Annotated in this window: 19 protein-coding genes; 9 read left to right on the forward strand and 10 right to left on the reverse strand. The window is 46.6% G+C overall.

What is annotated here, in order from left to right; translation table 11 throughout:
• Nucleotides 1-64: 64 nt before the first annotated feature.
• A complete protein-coding gene (locus PQQ36_RS06520; RefSeq protein ID WP_130194489.1) occupies nt 65-661 on the reverse strand; it encodes a DUF1294 domain-containing protein in 597 nt (198 codons plus the stop codon).
• Between the two features lie 256 nt (nt 662-917).
• Here PQQ36_RS06520 and PQQ36_RS06525 point away from each other — a divergent pair, with 256 nt between their 5' ends.
• From PQQ36_RS06525 to PQQ36_RS06540, 4 genes are all read left to right on the forward strand, one after another.
• Complete coding sequence (locus tag PQQ36_RS06525; protein ID WP_011151635.1) at nt 918-1598, forward strand: Crp/Fnr family transcriptional regulator; 681 nt, start codon at nt 918-920, stop codon at nt 1596-1598.
• 162 nt (nt 1599-1760) lie between these two features.
• On the forward strand, nt 1761-2285 hold the full coding sequence (locus PQQ36_RS06530; protein ID WP_224635688.1) for a DUF4198 domain-containing protein: 525 nt from the start codon (nt 1761-1763) through the stop codon (nt 2283-2285).
• The gene (locus PQQ36_RS06535) at nt 2282-3445 is read left to right on the forward strand and encodes a lipase family protein (protein ID WP_045598592.1); all 1164 of its coding nucleotides are present in this window, start codon (nt 2282-2284) and stop codon (nt 3443-3445) included. The genes PQQ36_RS06530 and PQQ36_RS06535 overlap by 4 nt, the downstream gene beginning before the upstream one ends.
• Before the next feature lie 552 nt (nt 3446-3997).
• Nucleotides 3998-4891, forward strand: a complete 894-nt coding sequence (locus PQQ36_RS06540) for a LysR substrate-binding domain-containing protein (protein ID WP_045598587.1) — start codon at nt 3998-4000, stop codon at nt 4889-4891.
• A 143-nt stretch (nt 4892-5034) separates the two neighbouring features.
• Here the strand turns inward: PQQ36_RS06540 and PQQ36_RS06545 are convergent, their stop codons facing one another.
• From PQQ36_RS06545 to PQQ36_RS06555, 3 genes are read right to left on the reverse strand one after another with little or no spacing between them, the layout of a single operon-like run.
• Entirely contained in the window at nt 5035-5940 is a 906-nt protein-coding gene (locus PQQ36_RS06545; protein ID WP_015727476.1) for a DMT family transporter, read from the reverse strand.
• 1 nt (nt 5941) lies between these two features.
• Nucleotides 5942-6694: a 2OG-Fe dioxygenase family protein gene (locus tag PQQ36_RS06550; RefSeq protein ID WP_045598585.1), complete on the reverse strand. Its 753-nt coding sequence runs from the start codon at nt 6692-6694 to the stop codon at nt 5942-5944.
• Nucleotides 6695-6705: 11 nt separating this feature from the next.
• Complete coding sequence (locus PQQ36_RS06555; protein ID WP_045598584.1) at nt 6706-7920, reverse strand: argininosuccinate synthase-related protein; 1215 nt, start codon at nt 7918-7920, stop codon at nt 6706-6708.
• 104 nt (nt 7921-8024) lie between these two features.
• Between PQQ36_RS06555 and PQQ36_RS06560 the strand changes: the two genes are divergently transcribed.
• The gene (locus PQQ36_RS06560; protein WP_015727479.1) at nt 8025-8939 is read left to right on the forward strand and encodes a LysR family transcriptional regulator; all 915 of its coding nucleotides are present in this window, start codon (nt 8025-8027) and stop codon (nt 8937-8939) included.
• Between the two features lie 113 nt (nt 8940-9052).
• On the opposite strand, the gene PQQ36_RS06565 is transcribed toward PQQ36_RS06560, so the two are convergent.
• From PQQ36_RS06565 to PQQ36_RS06580, 4 genes are all read right to left on the reverse strand, one after another.
• Entirely contained in the window at nt 9053-10357 is a 1305-nt protein-coding gene (locus PQQ36_RS06565) for a dicarboxylate/amino acid:cation symporter (protein ID WP_045598582.1), read from the reverse strand.
• Between the two features lie 300 nt (nt 10358-10657).
• A complete protein-coding gene (locus PQQ36_RS06570; protein ID WP_045598580.1) occupies nt 10658-11758 on the reverse strand; it encodes a DUF4056 domain-containing protein in 1101 nt (366 codons plus the stop codon).
• A gap of 6 nt (nt 11759-11764) precedes the next feature.
• Nucleotides 11765-12880, reverse strand: a complete 1116-nt coding sequence (locus tag PQQ36_RS06575; protein WP_273660594.1) for a BamA/TamA family outer membrane protein — start codon at nt 12878-12880, stop codon at nt 11765-11767.
• A gap of 3 nt (nt 12881-12883) precedes the next feature.
• A complete protein-coding gene (locus tag PQQ36_RS06580) occupies nt 12884-13732 on the reverse strand; it encodes a TonB-dependent receptor (RefSeq protein ID WP_225470605.1) in 849 nt (282 codons plus the stop codon).
• A 207-nt stretch (nt 13733-13939) separates the two neighbouring features.
• Between PQQ36_RS06580 and PQQ36_RS06585 the strand changes: the two genes are divergently transcribed.
• Nucleotides 13940-14539, forward strand: a complete 600-nt coding sequence (locus tag PQQ36_RS06585) for a TetR/AcrR family transcriptional regulator (RefSeq protein ID WP_015727482.1) — start codon at nt 13940-13942, stop codon at nt 14537-14539.
• Between the two features lie 102 nt (nt 14540-14641).
• On the opposite strand, the gene PQQ36_RS06590 is transcribed toward PQQ36_RS06585, so the two are convergent.
• Nucleotides 14642-14956, reverse strand: coding sequence for a hypothetical protein (locus PQQ36_RS06590; RefSeq protein WP_011082267.1), 315 nt, complete (start codon nt 14954-14956; stop codon nt 14642-14644).
• A gap of 389 nt (nt 14957-15345) precedes the next feature.
• On the opposite strand from PQQ36_RS06590, the gene PQQ36_RS06595 reads away from it, so the two are divergent.
• Both PQQ36_RS06595 and vmh read left to right on the forward strand, forming a co-directional pair.
• Nucleotides 15346-16248, forward strand: coding sequence for a LysR family transcriptional regulator (locus PQQ36_RS06595; RefSeq protein WP_011151647.1), 903 nt, complete (start codon nt 15346-15348; stop codon nt 16246-16248).
• Nucleotides 16249-16380: 132 nt separating this feature from the next.
• The gene (gene vmh, locus PQQ36_RS06600) at nt 16381-17226 is read left to right on the forward strand and encodes an MBL-fold metallo-hydrolase Vmh (protein ID WP_061057723.1); all 846 of its coding nucleotides are present in this window, start codon (nt 16381-16383) and stop codon (nt 17224-17226) included.
• Nucleotides 17227-17324: 98 nt separating this feature from the next.
• On the opposite strand, the gene nfsA is transcribed toward vmh, so the two are convergent.
• The gene (nfsA, locus tag PQQ36_RS06605; protein WP_273660595.1) at nt 17325-18047 is read right to left on the reverse strand and encodes an oxygen-insensitive NADPH nitroreductase; all 723 of its coding nucleotides are present in this window, start codon (nt 18045-18047) and stop codon (nt 17325-17327) included.
• A gap of 162 nt (nt 18048-18209) precedes the next feature.
• On the opposite strand from nfsA, the gene rlmC reads away from it, so the two are divergent.
• On the forward strand, nt 18210-19340 hold the full coding sequence (rlmC, locus tag PQQ36_RS06610) for a 23S rRNA (uracil(747)-C(5))-methyltransferase RlmC (RefSeq protein WP_225470623.1): 1131 nt from the start codon (nt 18210-18212) through the stop codon (nt 19338-19340).
• Nucleotides 19341-19351: the final 11 nt, after the last annotated feature.

Genomic DNA, 19351 nt, shown 5'->3' on the forward strand with positions numbered 1-19351 from the left:
GGAACCATTGTTTGGAATCGATGGTTTGAAATCGATTGGCTCACGGCGTTAGAGTGAAAATCCCCTAAAGTGAAAAATCACCAAAAACAACCTGAACAAGGTGTCGACCTGACTCGGTAAATAACCAAAGAAAACCAGCGATATTCAGAGTGATAGTCAGCCATAGAATGAATTTGAAAGGTTGTTTTTTCGATTTGTGTCGCAACAGAAATTGAGCTAATAGCGCTCCAGGCCAACCACCGAGTAATGAGAGGAGATGCAGGGTGCTTTCAGGTGTTCTCCAGCGACCATCCTGCGCTGCCTGTTTATCCTTAGCAAACATCAGATAGGTGAACATACTCAACACTACATACAATGGGATGAGAATTTTTGGCCCATCGAATAGGACGACGGAGGCGGTTGCTGCAACGAAAAAGCTAAAACCAAACAAAATGGTAAAAGGGAAACCATGCACACCAAGAACGACAACATTTTCAGCGTTGAAGCGCCCTTTTTTGTCTTCAGCCACGTTGAAAGTGACATTGTCTTTTATTTTGGGGCGATAGCCACGGTTTGTGACGGAAGAAATATGAAAGAATACTTTCAGTTCTCCACCAATGGCAGAAATAAACCCGTAACCTTTTTCGTCATTCCATTCTATTATTTGGCCTTTTATTGCCATCCTTCGTTATCCCATGGTGATGTCTGTGGATTTGTCTTATAACACTTTAAGCAATTGCTGGCATATAAATTTCACCACAAAATACACCTTAGGCAGGACATGCCCCGTTCTCAAGCTCTTCGCAAGGTACGATTCAAGCCAACACGATCAAAACTCGTTGCATCAGTGATAACGCAAGAGCGCCAAACTCTCTGAAAAAGATGACATCTTGGCCAAGGAAACGTACTCTTCCCATAACGCATCACAGAGGTGAAACATGAGAATCACGCCTTCCGCAACAGGCCGTTTTTCTGCCTATTTAGCAGAGCAGAGCAAAGCTTTTCGAGAGCTGATCTACCGTTGCCAAGTCAGCAGTTACTATGTTGATGCAGGGACTGAGATCCTCCGTCAGGGGGAAAAGCTAGAACAACTGTTTGTTGTGCCAGTGGGGCGCGTTTCTATGAACATCATAGCGGCCAATGGTCGACGTTTTCAGCTCGGAGAAGCGAACTGCGATGACCATATTTTCGGTGAAATGGAGTTCTTTACGCAAACGCCTTGTCAATGGACGGTTACGGCTGACGAACATCTGCAAGTTGACCTTATTTGCATTCATCGTTTGGCTCAAGCATTAGAGCAGCAGCCGGAAATGATGGTGTTTTTTGCCTCTGCACTGGCGGAAGATTATCAAGATTCGATGGAGATCTACACCAGCCGCTTGCTTCACCCCATTGCGTACAACATCGCTTTTGATTTATTGCAGCAAAAGCAGCGCCCAGTCATGCTCGGTGGATTTGATAAGGTCAACCAAGAAGCAGAACGTTTTGGCACCTCAAGCCGCGTTTACCGTCGTGCCGTCAAAGAGCTGATGGACAAAGGCCTTGTTAGCAAAGGAGAAAACGGTTTAGAGATTGTCGACGAAGAGCAGCTCAGACGTTTTCTTGAGAGCAGTGAGTAAAACGGGTAAGTTAATCGTATTATAATAAGAACAACAAACTAGTTAACATTATTAGTTACATGTTAATGTGAAGCTGGGCGAAAATTTTAAATAACTATTCATCAATGGTTGTTCAATTCTTTTTATTTCTATATGTTTTTGAATTGGTTTAGGGATTTATCAATGATTAAATACATATTCCTTTTTTTTATGTTGTTGTTTTTTTCTATGGTTAATAGTGAAATGCTGGATTTTTTAAAACCAAATAAAATAATGGTAAGTCCACCAGTCTCTGGAGTGGTATTAAAAGGTGGGGAGCCTGTGGAAAATATAGAGTTGTCTCTTTTGGCTGGATTTAATAAATATTACCATAGAGTTACCAGAACGAATGAGCAAGGAAGGTTTTATTTTGAGCCAATAAATCACAGTCAATGGTTTAAACCATTATCCATTAATACGAATTTGATCGGAATTCAAATTGTAGCAAGTTTCAATAATCATGAAGTACTATTATGGTCTTCTCATACCGGTTTAAAGTTGTATGATTATATTCTTGATAATTTAGATAATCTTGAGTGTGATATAGATGATGTGCCTCACGAGTATCATTTTAAAAATCGAGTTGTTCCTAGTGGACGTTCTCATTCTGTTTATGGAATATGTCGTTTACGAGGTTATGAAGAAAAAATAACTAGAGAGGATTTATGACTCCATTATCTCCAAAAATGGCATCAGAATTGGCGTATCTCCCTTATCAATTTATAACAAATCGACACGCAAAGAGATTTATTTCTGATGGGTTTGTAACTAAAGAGTTTAGTTTAAATAAAGAATCACAAGCGTTTAAAGGTCAAACCGGTGGCATATTTGGTATAGGCAGAAAAACGGAAGGATTTGCTTTAATCGGTATAGGAAAAGGCAAACGAGAAAATGAATTGGTGATTTCTGTTAGAGGGACTAAAACTGGTCATGATTGGATGACGAATTTAAATCTCGGATTAAAGGGTGCACCTAATAGCGCCATGGCTCATTCTGGTTTTGTGAATACATTTCATTCTCTTAAACCTCAAGTTAAGAGATTTATACTTTCTCGAAGTAAAACACCTAGCCATATACACTGTGTTGGACATAGCCTCGGAGGAGCTTTAGCATCCTTATTCTCTGATTGGATTAAAACAGAACTAAAAGTACCTACAACACTTTATACTTTTGGAGCACCTAGAATTGGGCAGATTTCCTATGCTCGAAAATCTACAGAAACCAATAAAAATATATATCGATGTACACATGGTGCTGATCCTGTTCCATTGATTCCTTTGTGGCCTTTTGTGCATGCGCCATATAATGGTGCAGAATATCGATTAGATGATGGTGTTGGAGTTTATTTTTCTGCACATGGTATGGGAAGTGATGATACACCAGGATACTTGAATACGGCCAATAGTGAGAATTGGGGGGCGTTAAAAGTGCGCTCTGTTGACTATTTAAGTAGCCCTACTCGTTTGAAATTTGATGACAGAAATCAAGCTTCTTTTACTGGGTATTGGGCGAACAAATTGAGTGCAGCGTTAGTGACCCTCCTTAATGATGCAGGACCACAGCATGCGAGAGCTATTGAGTTACAAGCACGTATATCAACAGGGATGACTTTCTACGATCAGTTGGCTAGAAATATTGAAAAAATAGCAGCAGCATCTGAAAAGCTTGCGGATCAGGCTAAAGGTTTGTTAGGGCATATGTTGGTTTTTGCTGGAAGAGGGATCAGTAAAATTACGGATCTTTCTGCTCATTTTATTCGGTGGGTATTTCGGGTCACAGTAGGGAAACTTTACAGCACAGCTAAACGTGCCGTGGACGCAATTTTCTAGTAGTGATCAACAGTAACTTTTTCATTGAGTTGCTAAGTTGTGACTTGCCGATAGGTGACGTGTCGTACCATTCAGCCTTTTGTGACAGTTAACGAGCCTGCCATACAGGTTTCAAGTGCATGAGTTTCGGTTTATAAAAAGAGTGAGAGGGTGGCTTCTCGCTCTTTTCTCTAAAGAGCATTCGATGTTATTTGCTCTCTCTTCTTCTTTCCCACAAGCTAGCTAATCTCAAAGGGTGCTCTTAGTCCTATTCTAAATTAAACAATTAGTCCTAATTATAAAAACCTAGAGTGGTGTGATTTATCTTTCTCATCACACTCTAGCCCGATGTCTTTCTTGAGATGGTCACTCATGGTGGTCGTACACTTTTCTTCTTTGCTCAAGATTGAAAATATTATTTTAAATTTCAATCTATTAAGTATTTTCTTGATGTTGATGTATCTCGCTAGTTTCATGGCGATTTCCTTGATTACTTATCAGATAGCGCTATTATCAAGGCAAACAAAATGGGTTACGAACAACGATTTATTAAAGGAACTATAACCTCAGCTTATGGACAATCGACTGCGTTATCTCTCAGCACTGCGTTTTTTCGAATCGGCCTCGCGGCTAAAAAGTTACAGCAAAGCGGCCGAAGAGCTGCATGTTACCCAAGCTGCCATTAGCCAAAAATTACGCCAGCTTGAAGATCGTTTAGGGTGTAAATTGTTTGTTCGTCGTGGGCGGGAAATGCATCTCACCGATAAGGGTCAGATTCTGCAAAAACATGTGAATGATGGCTTCAAAAACATTGTTACAGGGCTCAATCGAATTCAAAACGAACCGCTTGAAGGCGTGTTGAATGTTAGTGCCCCTCGCTCGTTTTCGACTCGCTGGTTAATGCCTAGATTGTGGAAATTCACCATGGAATTCCCTCATGTACCTATTCGTGTGCAAAACGTTAAGGGCATTGATATCCGCCACACAGAAACGGATGTGCTTATTTGGCAAGGTGATGACACCGTCGAGCATCTTGAGCTTGAGCAAGAGACGTTATTTGAAGAGGCCATTTTTCCCTACTGCTCACCACAGTTAGCAGAATCCATGAAGTTTACTGAGCCAGAACAACTGCTACGCTGTTGGCTGATTGACTTTAACTCAGCCTCCTTCAACTGGGATAAATGGTTTCACTGTGCCAATGTTCAGGCCAAGCGTGAAGGGATCCAATGGATGGAAGTCAGTACGTTCGATATGGCGATTAATGCCGTTGTTGCGGGTCATGGTGCCTGCTTGGCGACAGAGAGCATTACCGCCGATTTCGTTGAGCGCGGCTTGTTGGTCAAGCCATTTAATATCGGGCTCAATCCCGGCGTTCGCATCTCCGTGATCAGTGATCCTTCGTCATCACGTGTGTTAAGGATTAACGCTTTTAAGGAATGGTTACAAAGAGAACTTCATTTTCAGTAGCCGATGCTTGTTGCTTTCACCTAGGTCCCTGGTTATGCGCAAGTTGATAATGTCTAGGCTCATAGTGAGCCAAATAAACCAAAGCGAGCCGAGGCTCGCTTTGGTTTGTCTTAAAGTGATGGATTCAAAGAGGGGGAACCCGATCAGTTATCCCGAGTCGAGGTGACAATCACACTAAACAGGATGAGTGCGCCACCGAGCAATTGCAGTGCGGTGAGGGATTCTTGTAACCACACCATCGCGAAAATGGCGCCGAACAGAGGTTCACTGCCCATTAGGAGTGAAACGCGAGTCGGTGAGGTTCTGCGCACGGCGTAGTTTTGCACGTAGAAAGCAAACAGCGTACAAAACAGCACGAGGTATGCCACTGTGAGCCAAAATTCGAGTGAGACGGGCAGTACAATCTCTGCAGCTGGTACATACACCAATACACCGACTATTGCACAACTGGCCACCACGAAAGATTGCAGAGAGGTGAGCGTTGAGGTGGTGATGGCTTTGCCTTCGGTGAAACGTTTAGTCATGGTGACCATTAAGGCACGCAGCAGTGCTGCGGTTAAAATAAAGTAGTCACCAGTGTTGAGCGAAAGCTCGATGCCTTGATCGCTGGTGAGCAAGAGTACGCCGATGACGCTGCACACAGTGAGAGCCAATAAAGTATTACTGATGCGCTTTTTATTGATCACCAGTTCGGCAAACGCCGTTAGGATAACGGTGAGGCTGATCAAAAATGCGGCATTGGATGCAGAGGTTTGTGAAACCCCAAACACTTCGCAGAAAAAAATCGCCGAGAGGATAAAGCCGGTAGGTATGGCAATCTTCCAGTCCTTATTGAGTCCTTGGCGAAAGTCTCGAATCACGACAGGTAGCATACACAGGAAAGTGATCGAGAAACGAATCGAGATAAAGAGCAAAACGCTGGTATACACTAGAGCGCTTTTGGTGAGCCCGTAACTGGTTCCCCAAAATACGGCCACTAACAGCAGCAGTGTTTCAGTGAGGGGAAACTTAAAACTCCCTTTTTTTAACGAACTCGTCGCTGTAGTCATGTTATTTCTCCATTTTTGTAAAAGCGATGACGAGTACATCCCTAGATGCTGAGGTCTCACGGCTCGCGGGGGTAATGGTCGAGACTTCGTGCATCGTAGCGGCATCATCCGCCATGACGATGTCGAAGGTTTTATCGAGCGTGATGCGCTCGAGCTCATTTTTATTGGCATCGGTGAGGCGGGTTTCGCCACCGGATACATTGATCTTGTTGATCATCATCGAGGCGATATAAGTCACGCCATCACGATGCAACCCTTCAGGCGTTGGTTCTCCCGCTTCGGCTTCCGTTGCGGTAATGCGATAAGGGTGCAAGCGGATATTCCAGTTTTGCGGTTCGCCTTCGACGTCGTCATAGATTTCGCTCATCATCTTGAGCAGTTTTTCTAGTACAGGGGAGGTCACAAAGCGGTCGGTTAACGGTTCAAAGTGACGTTCAATATCGCCATTGAGTGTGTTGATGTAAGACGGTTGAACATAGGGTTCGTGCGGCATCATCACAATTTCTTTGCTACGCGCAAGTTTAGTGAACTGACCATAGCGACGATAACGGTATGTTCCGCCATCCGCCATATAGCGATCGCGTTCTAGTTGGTTCCAGCAGTTTTTGAATCGAATCACTTCGCCAACATGGGTGCTGAGTAGTAACGTCATTTGTCGTCCATTGATAAAGACGTATTTGTAGTTTTTCAGCTGTTGCGAAATGGGAAGAACGCTCTGTTTGGTTTTATGAGTCGTGCTTTCTGTCATTGTCATCTGCGCCTCCGTTACGCGACTTGATGCTGTTTATCAGATGTCGGTTCAAGTTGAACCGAGCGCATACTGCGGGTATGCGCCACGTTTATCTCCCAATTGTCGCGATCACGTAGGTATCGTGCATTATCTGCAACAATACTGGTGGCGATTGCATTACCTCGGGAAAGTTTAAAGAGGACACTGCCAGAGACATGCTCGGCAGTGTGAGCGATGAACGCATAGCTGGCATTTTGCAACAGACTGCCGAAACGACCTTCGACCGCTTCTTGAGTCCACGTTTCGTTGTGCATTGCTTTGGCTTTGAGAACATCGGTAGGTAAAGTGGCCGTTTCCAGCAACTTATAAGCCTTCATCAAGAGCATAGCAGCGGGTGCTTCGCGCACCTCTAACACTTTTTCGTCTTGATCGAGATGGTCGAACCCTACATAACGACCTATCTCATACGCGCCAACGTGGTTGTTAATAAACGCTATTAACTCGAGTAGGGTTATCGGTTTGTCATTTAAGGTAACCGGATAACCTTGTTTGAAACCGATCTTGATGCTGTCGCCTTCAAGATGGTGCTCTGGTTGCCAACGCGACCAGGTAAAAAGCGAATCGGCGAGGGTGAAGTTTTCCGGATCGTCCAAGATGCCGGATTCAAACTCGCGACACCATAAATTGGAATCGCCACTGACATTACGAGATTTAAAGCCAACCAAACCGGAGTGAAATAGCGTCTGAGCTTTTTCTTCGCGGCTGATGGCGGAATATTCATACGGTGAACCGTAGAACCCTTGGTAGCCTGAACGTTCAATCGCGCCATTGAGACGGCGTAAGCTGTTTTGCGACTGATTCGCGGTGTGGATGATGGCGTCACAACTGAGGATCTGTGCCAGCTCGACCGCTTTTTTAACAATGATTGGTCGAGAGAGTGAGGAACTGACCGGATAGTCACCTAGGTAAAGCGCTTGTGCTTGTATGGCAGAAAAGAGGCTGTGTTCAACAAATTCCTGTTTTGCGTCGAGGATTTTTAAATCGAAGCCGTAATGATCGGTGATGAGCTTGAGTTTGGATTCTTCGATGTCATCGCCAAGATCGATGGCCACCGCCGTGACTTTTGCGCGGCTGTTTTTAAGAATCTCGAGCAAGTAAGAGCTATCTAAGCCGCCGCTAAAGAGCGTCAACACATGTTTGGCTTGGCTCGCGACGTTTTGTACATCCTCAATACTTCTGATTTTCTTCATCTCTCTGTCCTTGATGTTGTCTGACTAATGTCAATTGACTTAATTAGTATCTATAAGTAACTTCAATGGAACAATACAGTGAAAATGCAAAGGATAATTGCGTCATGGACACGAATAGATTAATTCCACTGCTTTCTGAGATGGCCATTTTCGTGAATGTCGTCGAATCTGGCAGTTTTTCGAAAACCGCGCAAAAGCTCGGTGTGTCGCCGTCTTCGGTCAGTCGCTCGATAACGCGCTTGGAAAATGTGCTAGAAAAGAAACTGCTTGAGCGCACGACGCGACAAATGCGGTTAAGTGCGACGGGGCAAGAGGTCTATAGCCTGTGCAGTGATATGCTCAATGCGGCCAAAATGGCGGTTTCCGCAGCGCAAACGGACAAAAGTGAAGCGTCTGGCTCACTGCGCATTGCAGCGCCGAAAGCGTTATCTCGCCAAGTATTGATGCCGCTGGTGCTCGATTTCATTGCTGAACACCCCAAAGTGGCGCTGCAACTGAAAGTCGCGGATCACTATATCGACCCGATAGGCGACGAGGTGGACGTGATCATCCAAATCACTGACAAACCAACCGAAGGGTTGGTGGCTCGTAGCTTAGGTCGTTGCCGTTTGGTGCTGTGTGCAAGCCCAGACTATTTGCAGCAGCAAGGTACGCCGAATCATCCAGATGATTTAGTGGGGCACAACTGTTTGTGCTTGGGAGAAAATCCGCGTGATAGGGTGTGGGATTTTACCATTGGCAGCCGAAAAATCTCGGTGAACGTGAAGGGCTCATTTGCGGTCAATCACAGTGAAATTCGTCGTGAAGCGGTGCTGAGAGGATTGGGTATTTCGGTGTTTCCTGAGTTTGCGATTCGTCCTTATATTGAGTCGGGAGCGTTGACCGAGTTACTCAGTGACTGGCACCTCGGCGGTAATTATCAAGGGCAGATTTTGGCGCAATATGCGCAGTCAAAGTACGTGCCGCAGCAGATCAAAACCTTTATTGAATACCTCCAACAACGCATGGTGCATGCATAGCCCGTTGATGGCCTCAAGGTCAGGGGGACCCCAAACAAAAACCCCGTAGAGCGTTCGCTCCACGGGGTTTATTTTCGCTGTTTATTCGTGCCTATTAACGATGTAATCGCTGATTAAGCGTCGGCACGTTTTAGGTGTACTTCTTCTTCTTTCTCACCTGCTTTTGGATCGGCGAAGCGTTCAAGATCTAAGGCACCTTCTGATTTCGCCACAATCACTGACACACACGCGTCACCGGTGATGTTTACTGCGGTGCGGATCATATCCAACAGACGGTCGACACCCATGATCAGCGCGATACCTTCCAGTGGCAGACCCACTTGGTTGAGGACCATCGCCAGCATGACCAGACCAACACCCGGAACACCAGCGGTACCGATAGACGCCAATGTTGCGGTGAGGATCACCATCACATAGTCACCCATGCTGAGGTCGATGTTGAATGCTTGAGCGATAAACGCGGTTGCCACACCTTGCATGATGGCCGTACCATCCATGTTGACGGTTGCGCCCAACGGAACCGTGAACGAGGCGATTTTGTTGTCTACGCCTAGGCGGTTTTTAACCGTTTCCATGGTGGCTGGAATGGTGGCATTCGAGGAGGCCGTTGAGAAGGCAAACATAATGGCATCTTCCATTTTCTTCAAGAAAGTCAATGGATTTAGGCCAGTGAAGCCTTTTAGCATCAAGCTGTAAGTGACCAAACCGTGGATGAGCAGCGTTGCCGTCAACACTAGGAAGTATTCACCTAGATTGATGATTGCGCCCAAACCTAGGCCAGTAAACAGTTTCGCCATCAAGAAGAACACGCCGTAAGGGGCTAGGTTCATCAGTAGCGCAACCAGCTTCATGATCACTTCGTTAAGATCAGAGAAGATCGCCGCAATGCGTTCGCCCGGTTTACCAGCTGCACTGATGGCAATACCAAACAGCAGTGCGAAGACGATCACTTGAAGCGTTTTGCCTTCGGCCATCGCACTGATTGGGTTGGTCGGGAACATATCGATGATCACTTGACCCAATGACGGTGCTTCTGCCGATTTGAACGAGCTTGCTGCGGTGAGATCTGCACCTGCTCCAGGTTGGAATACCGTGCCCATGGTTAGAGCGAGCGTGATAGCAACGGCGGTGGTGGTGATATAAAACGCCAGGGTTTTACCACCCATACGACCTAGGGTCGAGATATCTTTCAGTGAGCTGGTACCACAAACAAGCGAAACAAAAATCAGTGGTACAACAAGCATTTTTAAGCTGGCAATAAAGATTTTACCGCCGACTTCAAAAAGTCCATTTACGATGTATGCGTCAACAAATCCATTGTCAGCAAATAGCGCGCGAATCGCGAATCCTGTCAAGATACCCGCAACCATGCCAAGAATTACACGGCCGGTTAGCGACATCGGTTTCTTGGTATTCATATGAACACTCCTTATAGTTATGCACCTTGAGTTCAGTTCAAGGGGAGCAGCAGGGTAGCAGTGTCCACTAAAAATAAAAAAGTAAATTGATGAATTGGATTAATAGATGTGATCTATATCACCTGAAAATTTAGTATATTTACAAGGTGATAACAAACTAAGCTAGAATATTTATCTGTTGAATTAGGTTGTTTATCTTTTTTATCGATAGATAAACAAACCCATCAATTCTTACCAGATGATAATCGCTATGCATATGCCTCTTGATTTTGCATAAACAAGCGCAAGTTATGCACTTGCTTACTCTTCACCCACCTGAGGAGAGAATGACTTAGGGTGATGACGAGCATCTTGCTGATAAGCAAAATCGGCCAAACTCGCAAAGTTCTGATGAGTCCAGACTTGCTCTTTTTTCAAGGTATCAGGCAAGGCTGAAAAGTGTTTCTCCTCGTCGCTGGCAATCAGTTTCAGACTGACCCAATCGGAAATCGGACTACCATCAGAAAAGTACTCATTGAGTGACAGAGTATGCTCGCTTCCTGGGTAATTAGGCTGAAGGGTGTAACCTAGATGGTAGTCACGCTTGAGCAGCAGCCATTTGTCAGGCAAACGACGTGCGCTGTCCCACCACAGCCCATCGAGCGCTTCAATCTTCTGTTGAGTGATCTTTTTCGATTGTGCTTTGAATTCGCTCAGGCGTTCTTGCAGGGCGCGATCGACGTTTTTAGAGAAGGTTTTCTTATCCAAGGTTGGGTTGTCAAGAATCACCTGTTTCGCCAGTTGGGCGCCAAGCATGTTGGAGTAGAGATCTTCTGGGGAGAAGGCCGACGCTAACTCGTCGAAGCCGCCGACGGACATCAAACCAAACCACTGGGCAATTTCATGCCATTGCGCTAATTGAAAGGCGATGAACGCAGCCGCTTCAGCACTGCGTTGTACTTTTTCGGCTTGACTGAGAGACTCAGCCTGAAACTGAGGCTGCCAATGGATCTCTCGCACACGCAGCTCTTGTTTGAGCTCAACCTGATATTCCTGACCAAGATGGGCGAGATTTTCTTGATAGAGATAGAAGGTGTAATCCGCGGTGTCTCGAACGTGGGCGGTATCAATAAAGCCTGCTTGTTGGGTAAAAATTAGGCCGTTGCTTTCATCGCCCAGACCGAGCAAATTGCCCGACACGGATTGTGAGCCATCGTTGTAGCGGTGCTGGCCAATTTTGTCGGCGTCCACCACGTTACCCACCGAAAAGAACGGGACAGGAATGCCCCCCAACTGGGCTTTTAAGTCGTAACCAAAGGCGCAACACGGTCGCACGCCCACGGGGGCATCAACTTCGGCAAACGCCGAGGAAGAGAAGCTGGCTAGTAATAGAAGAAGAGTTGTTTTGTTCATTTTCATCATGATTTTCTAAAACGCCTCATTGACATGAAAATAGAAACCGCTGCTCTCTTTGCCAAATCCCATATCGACGCGGACATTGATACGCGCTTTGAAGGCAAAACGATAACCGATGCCAACGGTGGGGAGCCAAGATTGTTCGAGCAACTCGTTGTAGTGAGGGGCAATGGTGCCTGCGCCGACCCAAGCCACCATCCCATGACGTTGATTAAAGCTATGGCGCACCTCCACTTGGGTGGAGAGCTGATTGCGATCGCGATATTGGCCTTGATAGTAGCCTCGCATCCGTTGGTCATCGCCCAGCATGGCTTGATCGTACCAAGGCACGTCACTGGTAAACGCTTGGCTATAGAGTTCCATCGCCACAATGGTTTGCGAAGAAACTCGCAGATAATGGCGTACATTCATCAACCATTGTTGGTAGTTGGTGTCGCTGCCATACTGATGGCGAAAGTCACTCCATTCAAGATTCCAATAGCTGCCCATTTCCGGATTGGGTTCAAAATCGCGGCTGTCGTATTCCATACCCAGCAACATGCCGCTGCTTCTGCCATTACTCAGCGCTTTGGCTACGGGTGTCTCATCGTCAACGGTCACCCCTTGGTAGGTTTGCCAGTGCCATCCCGCTTTGAGATAGACGCTTGGTGCAATCTCATAAGCGATTTTGGGGTTGAATTGGTAACGTTGCGCATTGTACTGAGTTTTATTGCTGTCGGTCTGCGCCGCGCTTTCGCCTTGGCCCCAGTAATAACCGGGTGTATGGCTCACCCAACCATCGATCAGTAGTCGAATACGATCGCCACAAAGATAGGTGCGATTTTCAACCCCTAACCCGTAAGAGCCTGAAGTCGAAGCATAGGAAGTCAGCGTTAAGGTGGAATAAGGGTCTGCAGATTGCCAGCCCGTTGGTGTATACAATCCCACGGCCGCGATGCCGATACCGAGCCCTTGCTCTGGGTTGACAAAGGGGCCCGGTAACACGCCCCAATCGATCAGTTTGCTGGTATCGACGGTGTCGCTGGAACCCAGTTTCTCCAGTAGGTTATCTACCCAACTGCTTTGTGGTTTTGCAAAGGCACTGACGCTGGTGAGAGCCAGCAGAGCGCAACACCCAACTTTGCTCATGGGTTAGAATCTCCGATCGACTGAGAAGAACATGCTCTGGCGGTCACCAAAACCAAACTCACCGAGCAGATACCAACTCTCATTGATTTGATACTGCATGCCCACAATGGGGTTCCATGGGGTTTGTAAGTGTTGCTGAACTTCGAAACGAGCATCACTGGGTAGCAGTGAGGTTAAGGATGAGGGCAAGCCCAGATCGGAAAGCGAACCTTTGAGTGTTTGCTCAACATCTTGGTACATGGCGCCAGCCCAAATACGCAGCGGTGTCCCGTGGCGATTGAAATCATAACCGACACGAGGAGAGACAACGATAGCGTCAATGGTGCCGTCGATGACGGTCAAACGGCTTTGCGTGAAACTGGCGTCCACCAACGCAAACCAGTTTTCATATCCCCCGACTAACACAGCGCCAAAGCCCGTGGTGTAGCCATCCAGATCCAAGCAAAAGTCTTGGATTTTATGGGTGATAAACGGTCTGTTGGGGTTAAAGCCTGCGGTTAAGGTGACGTCTGTGGTCGAATAGCCATCTAGCTTACCCACCAAACCATACAAGTTAAGAAAGGGAAACAGCCAAACGTCAGCCCGTAATGTCAGCACTTCGGTATATTGGCGTCCGGGTTCTGCATCCAAACCGATATCGAGATAGTTGAAGTCCAACCCTTGCAGATCGATGGAATCGACATTAATACCTTGCTCCATCGTCATGTAACTCAAGTTAAAACCGATCGGTTTTGGCAAGGTGTAACCAAGCGCTTCTGCGTCTTCTTTCCAGATAGGCAGTGAAAAGGAGTCTGCTACGGTTGGGGTGGAGCAAGCAGCAAACAGTAAGGAGAGCAGAACGGCTTTTTTCATTCGTTAAACATCAATAAATAGAGCAAAACCGACATAAGTGGTTCAGCCATTGTTGTACATCGCCTTGGTTTAGGCACCTGTCAATGGTCTCTCATCCGTTGAACGCCATTTTGTGACGATCATACACCTAATTTTTTACAAGTAAACTTGAAAGTATACTTTTGTTATTTTTGCTCTATACTAAGCGGCAATGGAAAGAGGATGGCTATGAAAGTTACCGAGCAAAAACGGCTTGCCCTTATTGAGGCCGCCAAAGATGAATTTATAGAATTTGGTTTTAATGCCGCCAACATGGATCGTGTATGCGAAAAAGCATCCACTTCAAAACGCACTCTTTATCGACACTTTGAAAGCAAAGAGTTGCTGTTCACTGCAGCCATTAATGCCATGGTGGAAAAGCAAAAAGAGCACACCACTTTTGTATATCAAGCTCATGTGGCGCTGGACTCGCAGCTCAAAGCGTACTTGCAGCGCAAAGTGACCGGTCTCTACAGTGAAGTGGGTTTGCCAGTGGTGCGTATGATCGTGGGTGAATTCATTCGAGAGCCCGAGCTGGCACAGCGATACCTAGCCTTGATGGGAGGCAAAGATGTAGAACTCAAACAATGGATAGAAAATGCCATCAGTGACGGAAGACTCATCTCTGGCGATAGCCAACAAATCATGGCCACCTTGTTAAATTTGTTTCACGGTCAATTTTTATGGCCGCAATTGGTGGCGAACCTTTCGCAGCCTAATGAGCAAGAGCAACAGGCGCACATCAATGAAATTGTGCGTATCTTTTTACGCGCTTACGTAGCAGATTAGAGAGAGTAATGGATAACCCGTTCTTCCTCTCCTTGGAAGTTCGGGTTATAGCTTCTACAGGTGAGAATAACTCAGAGCCTATCCTGCAGAAGCTATTCGGGCTTAAAAGTTATGCTGAGCAAGCTCGGAAGGAAGACCCACATTAGAATGAGGCAGAACGATTTTGCGTGATTCGAAGCGAACCTGCTCTCGATCAAACCAGAACTCGATGCAGTCTGCGGCGTGCAAAACTAACGTGTAACGGGTCTCTTGTCTGAGATACATTCCACCGATTTCGAAATCTTCATATTTAATATTCAGCCCCAGAACTTGATGGCTGTGTACCCCGTCGTTATAAAAAATCTGGTCACGAGTAAAGTTCGCTTCTTTAAGAAGCGCTAAAGCGATATTGAGTGAATCTGAAGTAATAGTAATCATAGTATTTGTTGTGTTGTACCCATTTGACGATACTCTTCCTAGCAGTAACGCAAGGCGTATGCGTGAGAAATCACCACGACCAAAATATTGATGGTTCGTATGTGCAGCCAAATTGTTGGGTAAGCAATATAAAAGTTGCCAAGAAAAAGAATCCAATCTGTGCCAATTGCTCAGATCGATGCGTTAAGACATTGTTAACGCAAATTATTTTTATCTATGCTTGGTTGTCGTTCGGTGGGCAGTGTAGTGAAATAACAAATTCATGCAATCTATGGGTTCGTAGGTAAATACGAGAGTTTGTTAATTAAATCGTTGATTAATAGAGATAAAAGGTTGTATGTAATGAATTGTAATGGATTAGAGTAGATACTCTCGAAAAGAGGTGAGAAATGGACAGATTAGAGGCTCTTAGAGCCTTTGTGGCTATTGCAGAACAAGGCAGTTTGTCTGGCGCCGCGAACGTGCTCGAAATCGAGAGGACCAAGGTATCTCGCTATCTTAGTGAGTTGGAAGAGTGGGTTGGAAGCCGTTTGCTTCACCGCACCACCCGCAAACAAAGCCTCACGGATGCTGGAGAGCAAACACTCGCCTTAGCCTATCAAATGCTGTCCCTTTCTAATGAAGTGAGTGCGATACGAGATCGGCAAAACAATACGCTTTCTGGCAAGCTTCGTATTGCTTCGGCCTATTCTTTGATTGAGCATTTCTTGTTGCAAGCCGTGGAAGCGTTTTGCGCTCAATGGCCAGAGGTTCAGATCGAACTGCTGGTGGCCGACAGCAGTACCCATTTAATTGAAGAAGGGGTGGATCTGGCGGTGCGAATTACCAATGATTTGGCCCCTGGACTTATTGCAAGGCAAATGGGTGTGTGTCGCAGTGCCCTTGTTGCCACACCTGCGTATCTTGAACAGTTTGGTCATCCGCAACAGCCCAGCGATTTGCCAGCACATCGTTGTTTAAGCTTCAGTTACTTTGGCAAAAACCGTTGGTATTTAACCCGAGATAACCGCCGAGAAAGTATCGATATTCAAGGCCCTATCACCGCCAATATTTCTACGATCGTGTTGTCGGCAACACTGCATGGAAGTGGCATCAGCCAGCAGCCCTATGCTGCGGTGGCGCCGCATCTTGCACAAGGTCGTCTATTGCCCGTCTTGCCGGATTGGCAGCCTGATGAACTAGGGGTTTACCTCGTCTATTCAAGCCGTAAACAGATCACGCCGTTACATCGGCAGTTTATTGATTTTATTTGTCAGCGAATGGCAAGCGATCCGCTGTGGCAGGCGTTATAAACGATAAACGGTGAGTGTGAACTATTAGTGCATAATTCGCACTAGTGATGTGTGTATGTGTGGCTATTTCGCGCAAATAAAACGAAATACATTAGAGCCCGTTGATAACAGATAACTCAAAGGGCCAACTCTATGAAGAAAACACTTGCCGTTGCGGTGCTCGCAACACTGAGCCAGCCAGCATTGGCTGCACTGAAACTGACCACTTATAACCCGCAAGAAAAGGCTATTTTTCCGGTCAGCTCGACGCTGATTTCGGGGAAAAAAGAAGCCATTTTGTTCGATGCGCAATTCAGTACTACCGAAGGTAAAGCGCTGGTGGAGTTGATTCGTCAATCGGGCAAAGAACTCACCACGGTGTACATTACTGGCGGCGATCCAGATTTCTACTTTGGCCTGCAGCCGATCGTGGAAGCATTTCCTCAAGTAAAGATTAAAGCAACGGCAACCATCGTTGATCACATCAATCACACAAAAGATCAAAAGATCGGTTACTGGGGGCCAATTCTTGGCGAAGGTGCGCCAAGTCAGCTTTATGTGCCAGAGGTCTACAACGGTGACATCTTGCTTGAAGGTGAGAAGATTGAGCTAAAAGAAGCGGGTACGCACAACGCCTACTACTGGATCCCGTCTCTTAAAACCGCGCTGGGTGGGGTATCCATTTACAGTGGCATTCATGTTTGGATGGCCGATAGCCAAACACAAGCCGATCGCTTGGCGTGGGTTGAATCGCTAGAGCGTATGAAACAATTGAAACCGAAACGCGTGATTCCCGGACACTACCTTGGTGATATTCCGACCAAAGTGGACGCGGTGAATTTCACCCAGCAGTACGTGAAAAACTGGGATCACTTTGTCACTCAATCGAGCGATTCAAAGCAACTGATTGAGAAAATCACCACGCAATACCCTCAATTGGCGGTGGATGACGGGGTCACTATTGGGGCGAAAGTGAGCATGGGTGAAATGAAGTGGTAACTGCTCACCAAAACCCAAAGTAAGATTGGGCTAGACAGCAAAAGGCAGAACTTGGGTTCTGCCTTTTCGTCGTTAAGATATGTCACTGTGGTGAGGCGTTACTTGGTCGCCAAGCCTTTGCTGTGTAAATAAGGCAAGATGTGAGGGCGAGATTCCCCAGCCAGCTTACTCGTTACTTGTTCAGACCAACTGGCCTGTTTTTGGTTTGATGAACGCTTGCCATAGTAGTCGAGCATGGTTTGATCGTATTGCTCTACTTTACTGAGATCGAGTGGCTGATAGTGGTTCTCGTGGAGAATGACCTCCGCGGGCAGCCGTGGTTTGAGCTCAGGGTCTTGGTCAGGATGGCCTAAGCACATACCAAACAAGACGGCACTGAACGGAGGCAGTTCGAGAAGCGCATCCACCTCGGCGGCTTTGTTTCTCAGCCCACCGATGTAAACGCCACCTAACCCCATTGACTCTGCGGCCAATAAGCAGTTTTGCGCCATGATGCCGGCATCCACCGCGCCGATCAATGTCAGCTCGGTAAAGCCCGCTTGTACTTCTGAGTTGAGCGTGGCATGGCGTTGATAATCAATGCAAAACACGAGAAATTCAGCTGCCGTTTCGACATAGTGTTGTGGCCCAGCGAGCTCGGCAAGCTGCTGACGTTTGGCTGGATCGGTAATGCGAATGATTGAGACCACTTGCAGCAAACTGGAAGACGAAGCGGCGAGTCCCGCTTGAATGATGGTGTCGAGTTGCTCTGGCGTTATCGCTTGGTCGGTAAATTTGCGAATAGAACGGTGGGAAAGCAGAGTATCAATAACAGCGTTCATAGCTCAATCCTTAGCAGAAAATGTGCACAAACTTTATCCGCTCCGATGAAAAATGTCGAATCTCTTGTTATTAGCCCTATTAATCGTAATGACAAATAATTGGAATGGTCAATTGCTGGCAGAAGAATAGACTGCCGTTTTCTTTTTTTGGTTGCGATTGCCATGTCCTGTCCTTATTTTGAGCAAAAGAGCTGCACTTCTTGCACACACATGAATACCCCTTACTCTCAGCAGCTTGAAACTAAAGACAACGCGTTGCGTACCTTGTTTTCTGATGTTGCACAAAGTGCGTGGTTGGCTCCGGTTCAAAGTGACTCAATGCATTGCCGTAACAAAGCGAAAATGGTCGCGCTTGGTGCCGCGCATCAACCCACGCTGGGGATCGAAAGTGTCCAAGACGGCACGCCCATCTCCTTAGTCCATTGCCCGCTCTACACTCAAGATAGCCAAGCGCTGTTGGCTTATTTGCAAGAATGGATCCGTACATCAGGCATTCCGCCTTACAACAAAGTGAAGAAAAAAGGTGAGCTTAAGTTTGTTCTGCTGACACGCAGTCAGGCTCGTGGCGAGTTCATGTTGCGTTTTGTGGTGAGAAGTGAGGCCGCACTTGAACGCATTCGCCACAACTTGCCGAGGTTGCGACAGGCGTTTCCTGCCATTCGTGTCATCAGCGCGAACATTCAGCCGATCCACATGGCTCGCTTGGAAGGGGAGCAAGAGATCTTTCTCACCGATGCGCATGACTTGTTGGAAGTATTTAACGGTGTGCCGATGGTGGTGAGACCAAAAAGTTTTTTCCAAACCAATCCGCATGTGGCGGCCCAGCTTTACGCCACTGCGCGCGATTGGGTGGCCGAGCTCAAACCACGCCAAATGTGGGATCTTTTCTGCGGCGTTGGTGGCTTTGCACTTCACTGCGCACCGCACGCAGAGCAAGTGATCGGCATCGAAATTGAAGAAGAAGCGATCAACAGTGCGAAGCTGTCCGCTCAACAACTCGGCATTGATAACTTACGTTTTTCGGCATTGGATTCGGCGGCGTACTCTCAAGCGCAAACGCAAGCCGCGGATCTTATTTTGGTTAACCCACCACGTCGCGGCTTGGGGCAAGCGCTGAGTGAACAGTTGGAGCAACTGGCACCACAATATTTGATTTACTCCAGTTGCAACCCAGTAACGATGCAGCAAGATCTGGCGCATCTGCCTAGCTACCGAGTCGAACGTGCTCAGTGGTTCGATATGTTCCCGCATACTGATCACGCTGAAGTGATGATGCTGTTGGTGCGCCAATAAGCGCTTAGCCT

Origin of the sequence: Vibrio sp. CCUG 15886 (assembly GCF_028570825.1) — a bacterium.
GTDB classification, from domain to species: domain Bacteria; phylum Pseudomonadota; class Gammaproteobacteria; order Enterobacterales; family Vibrionaceae; genus Vibrio; species Vibrio vulnificus_B.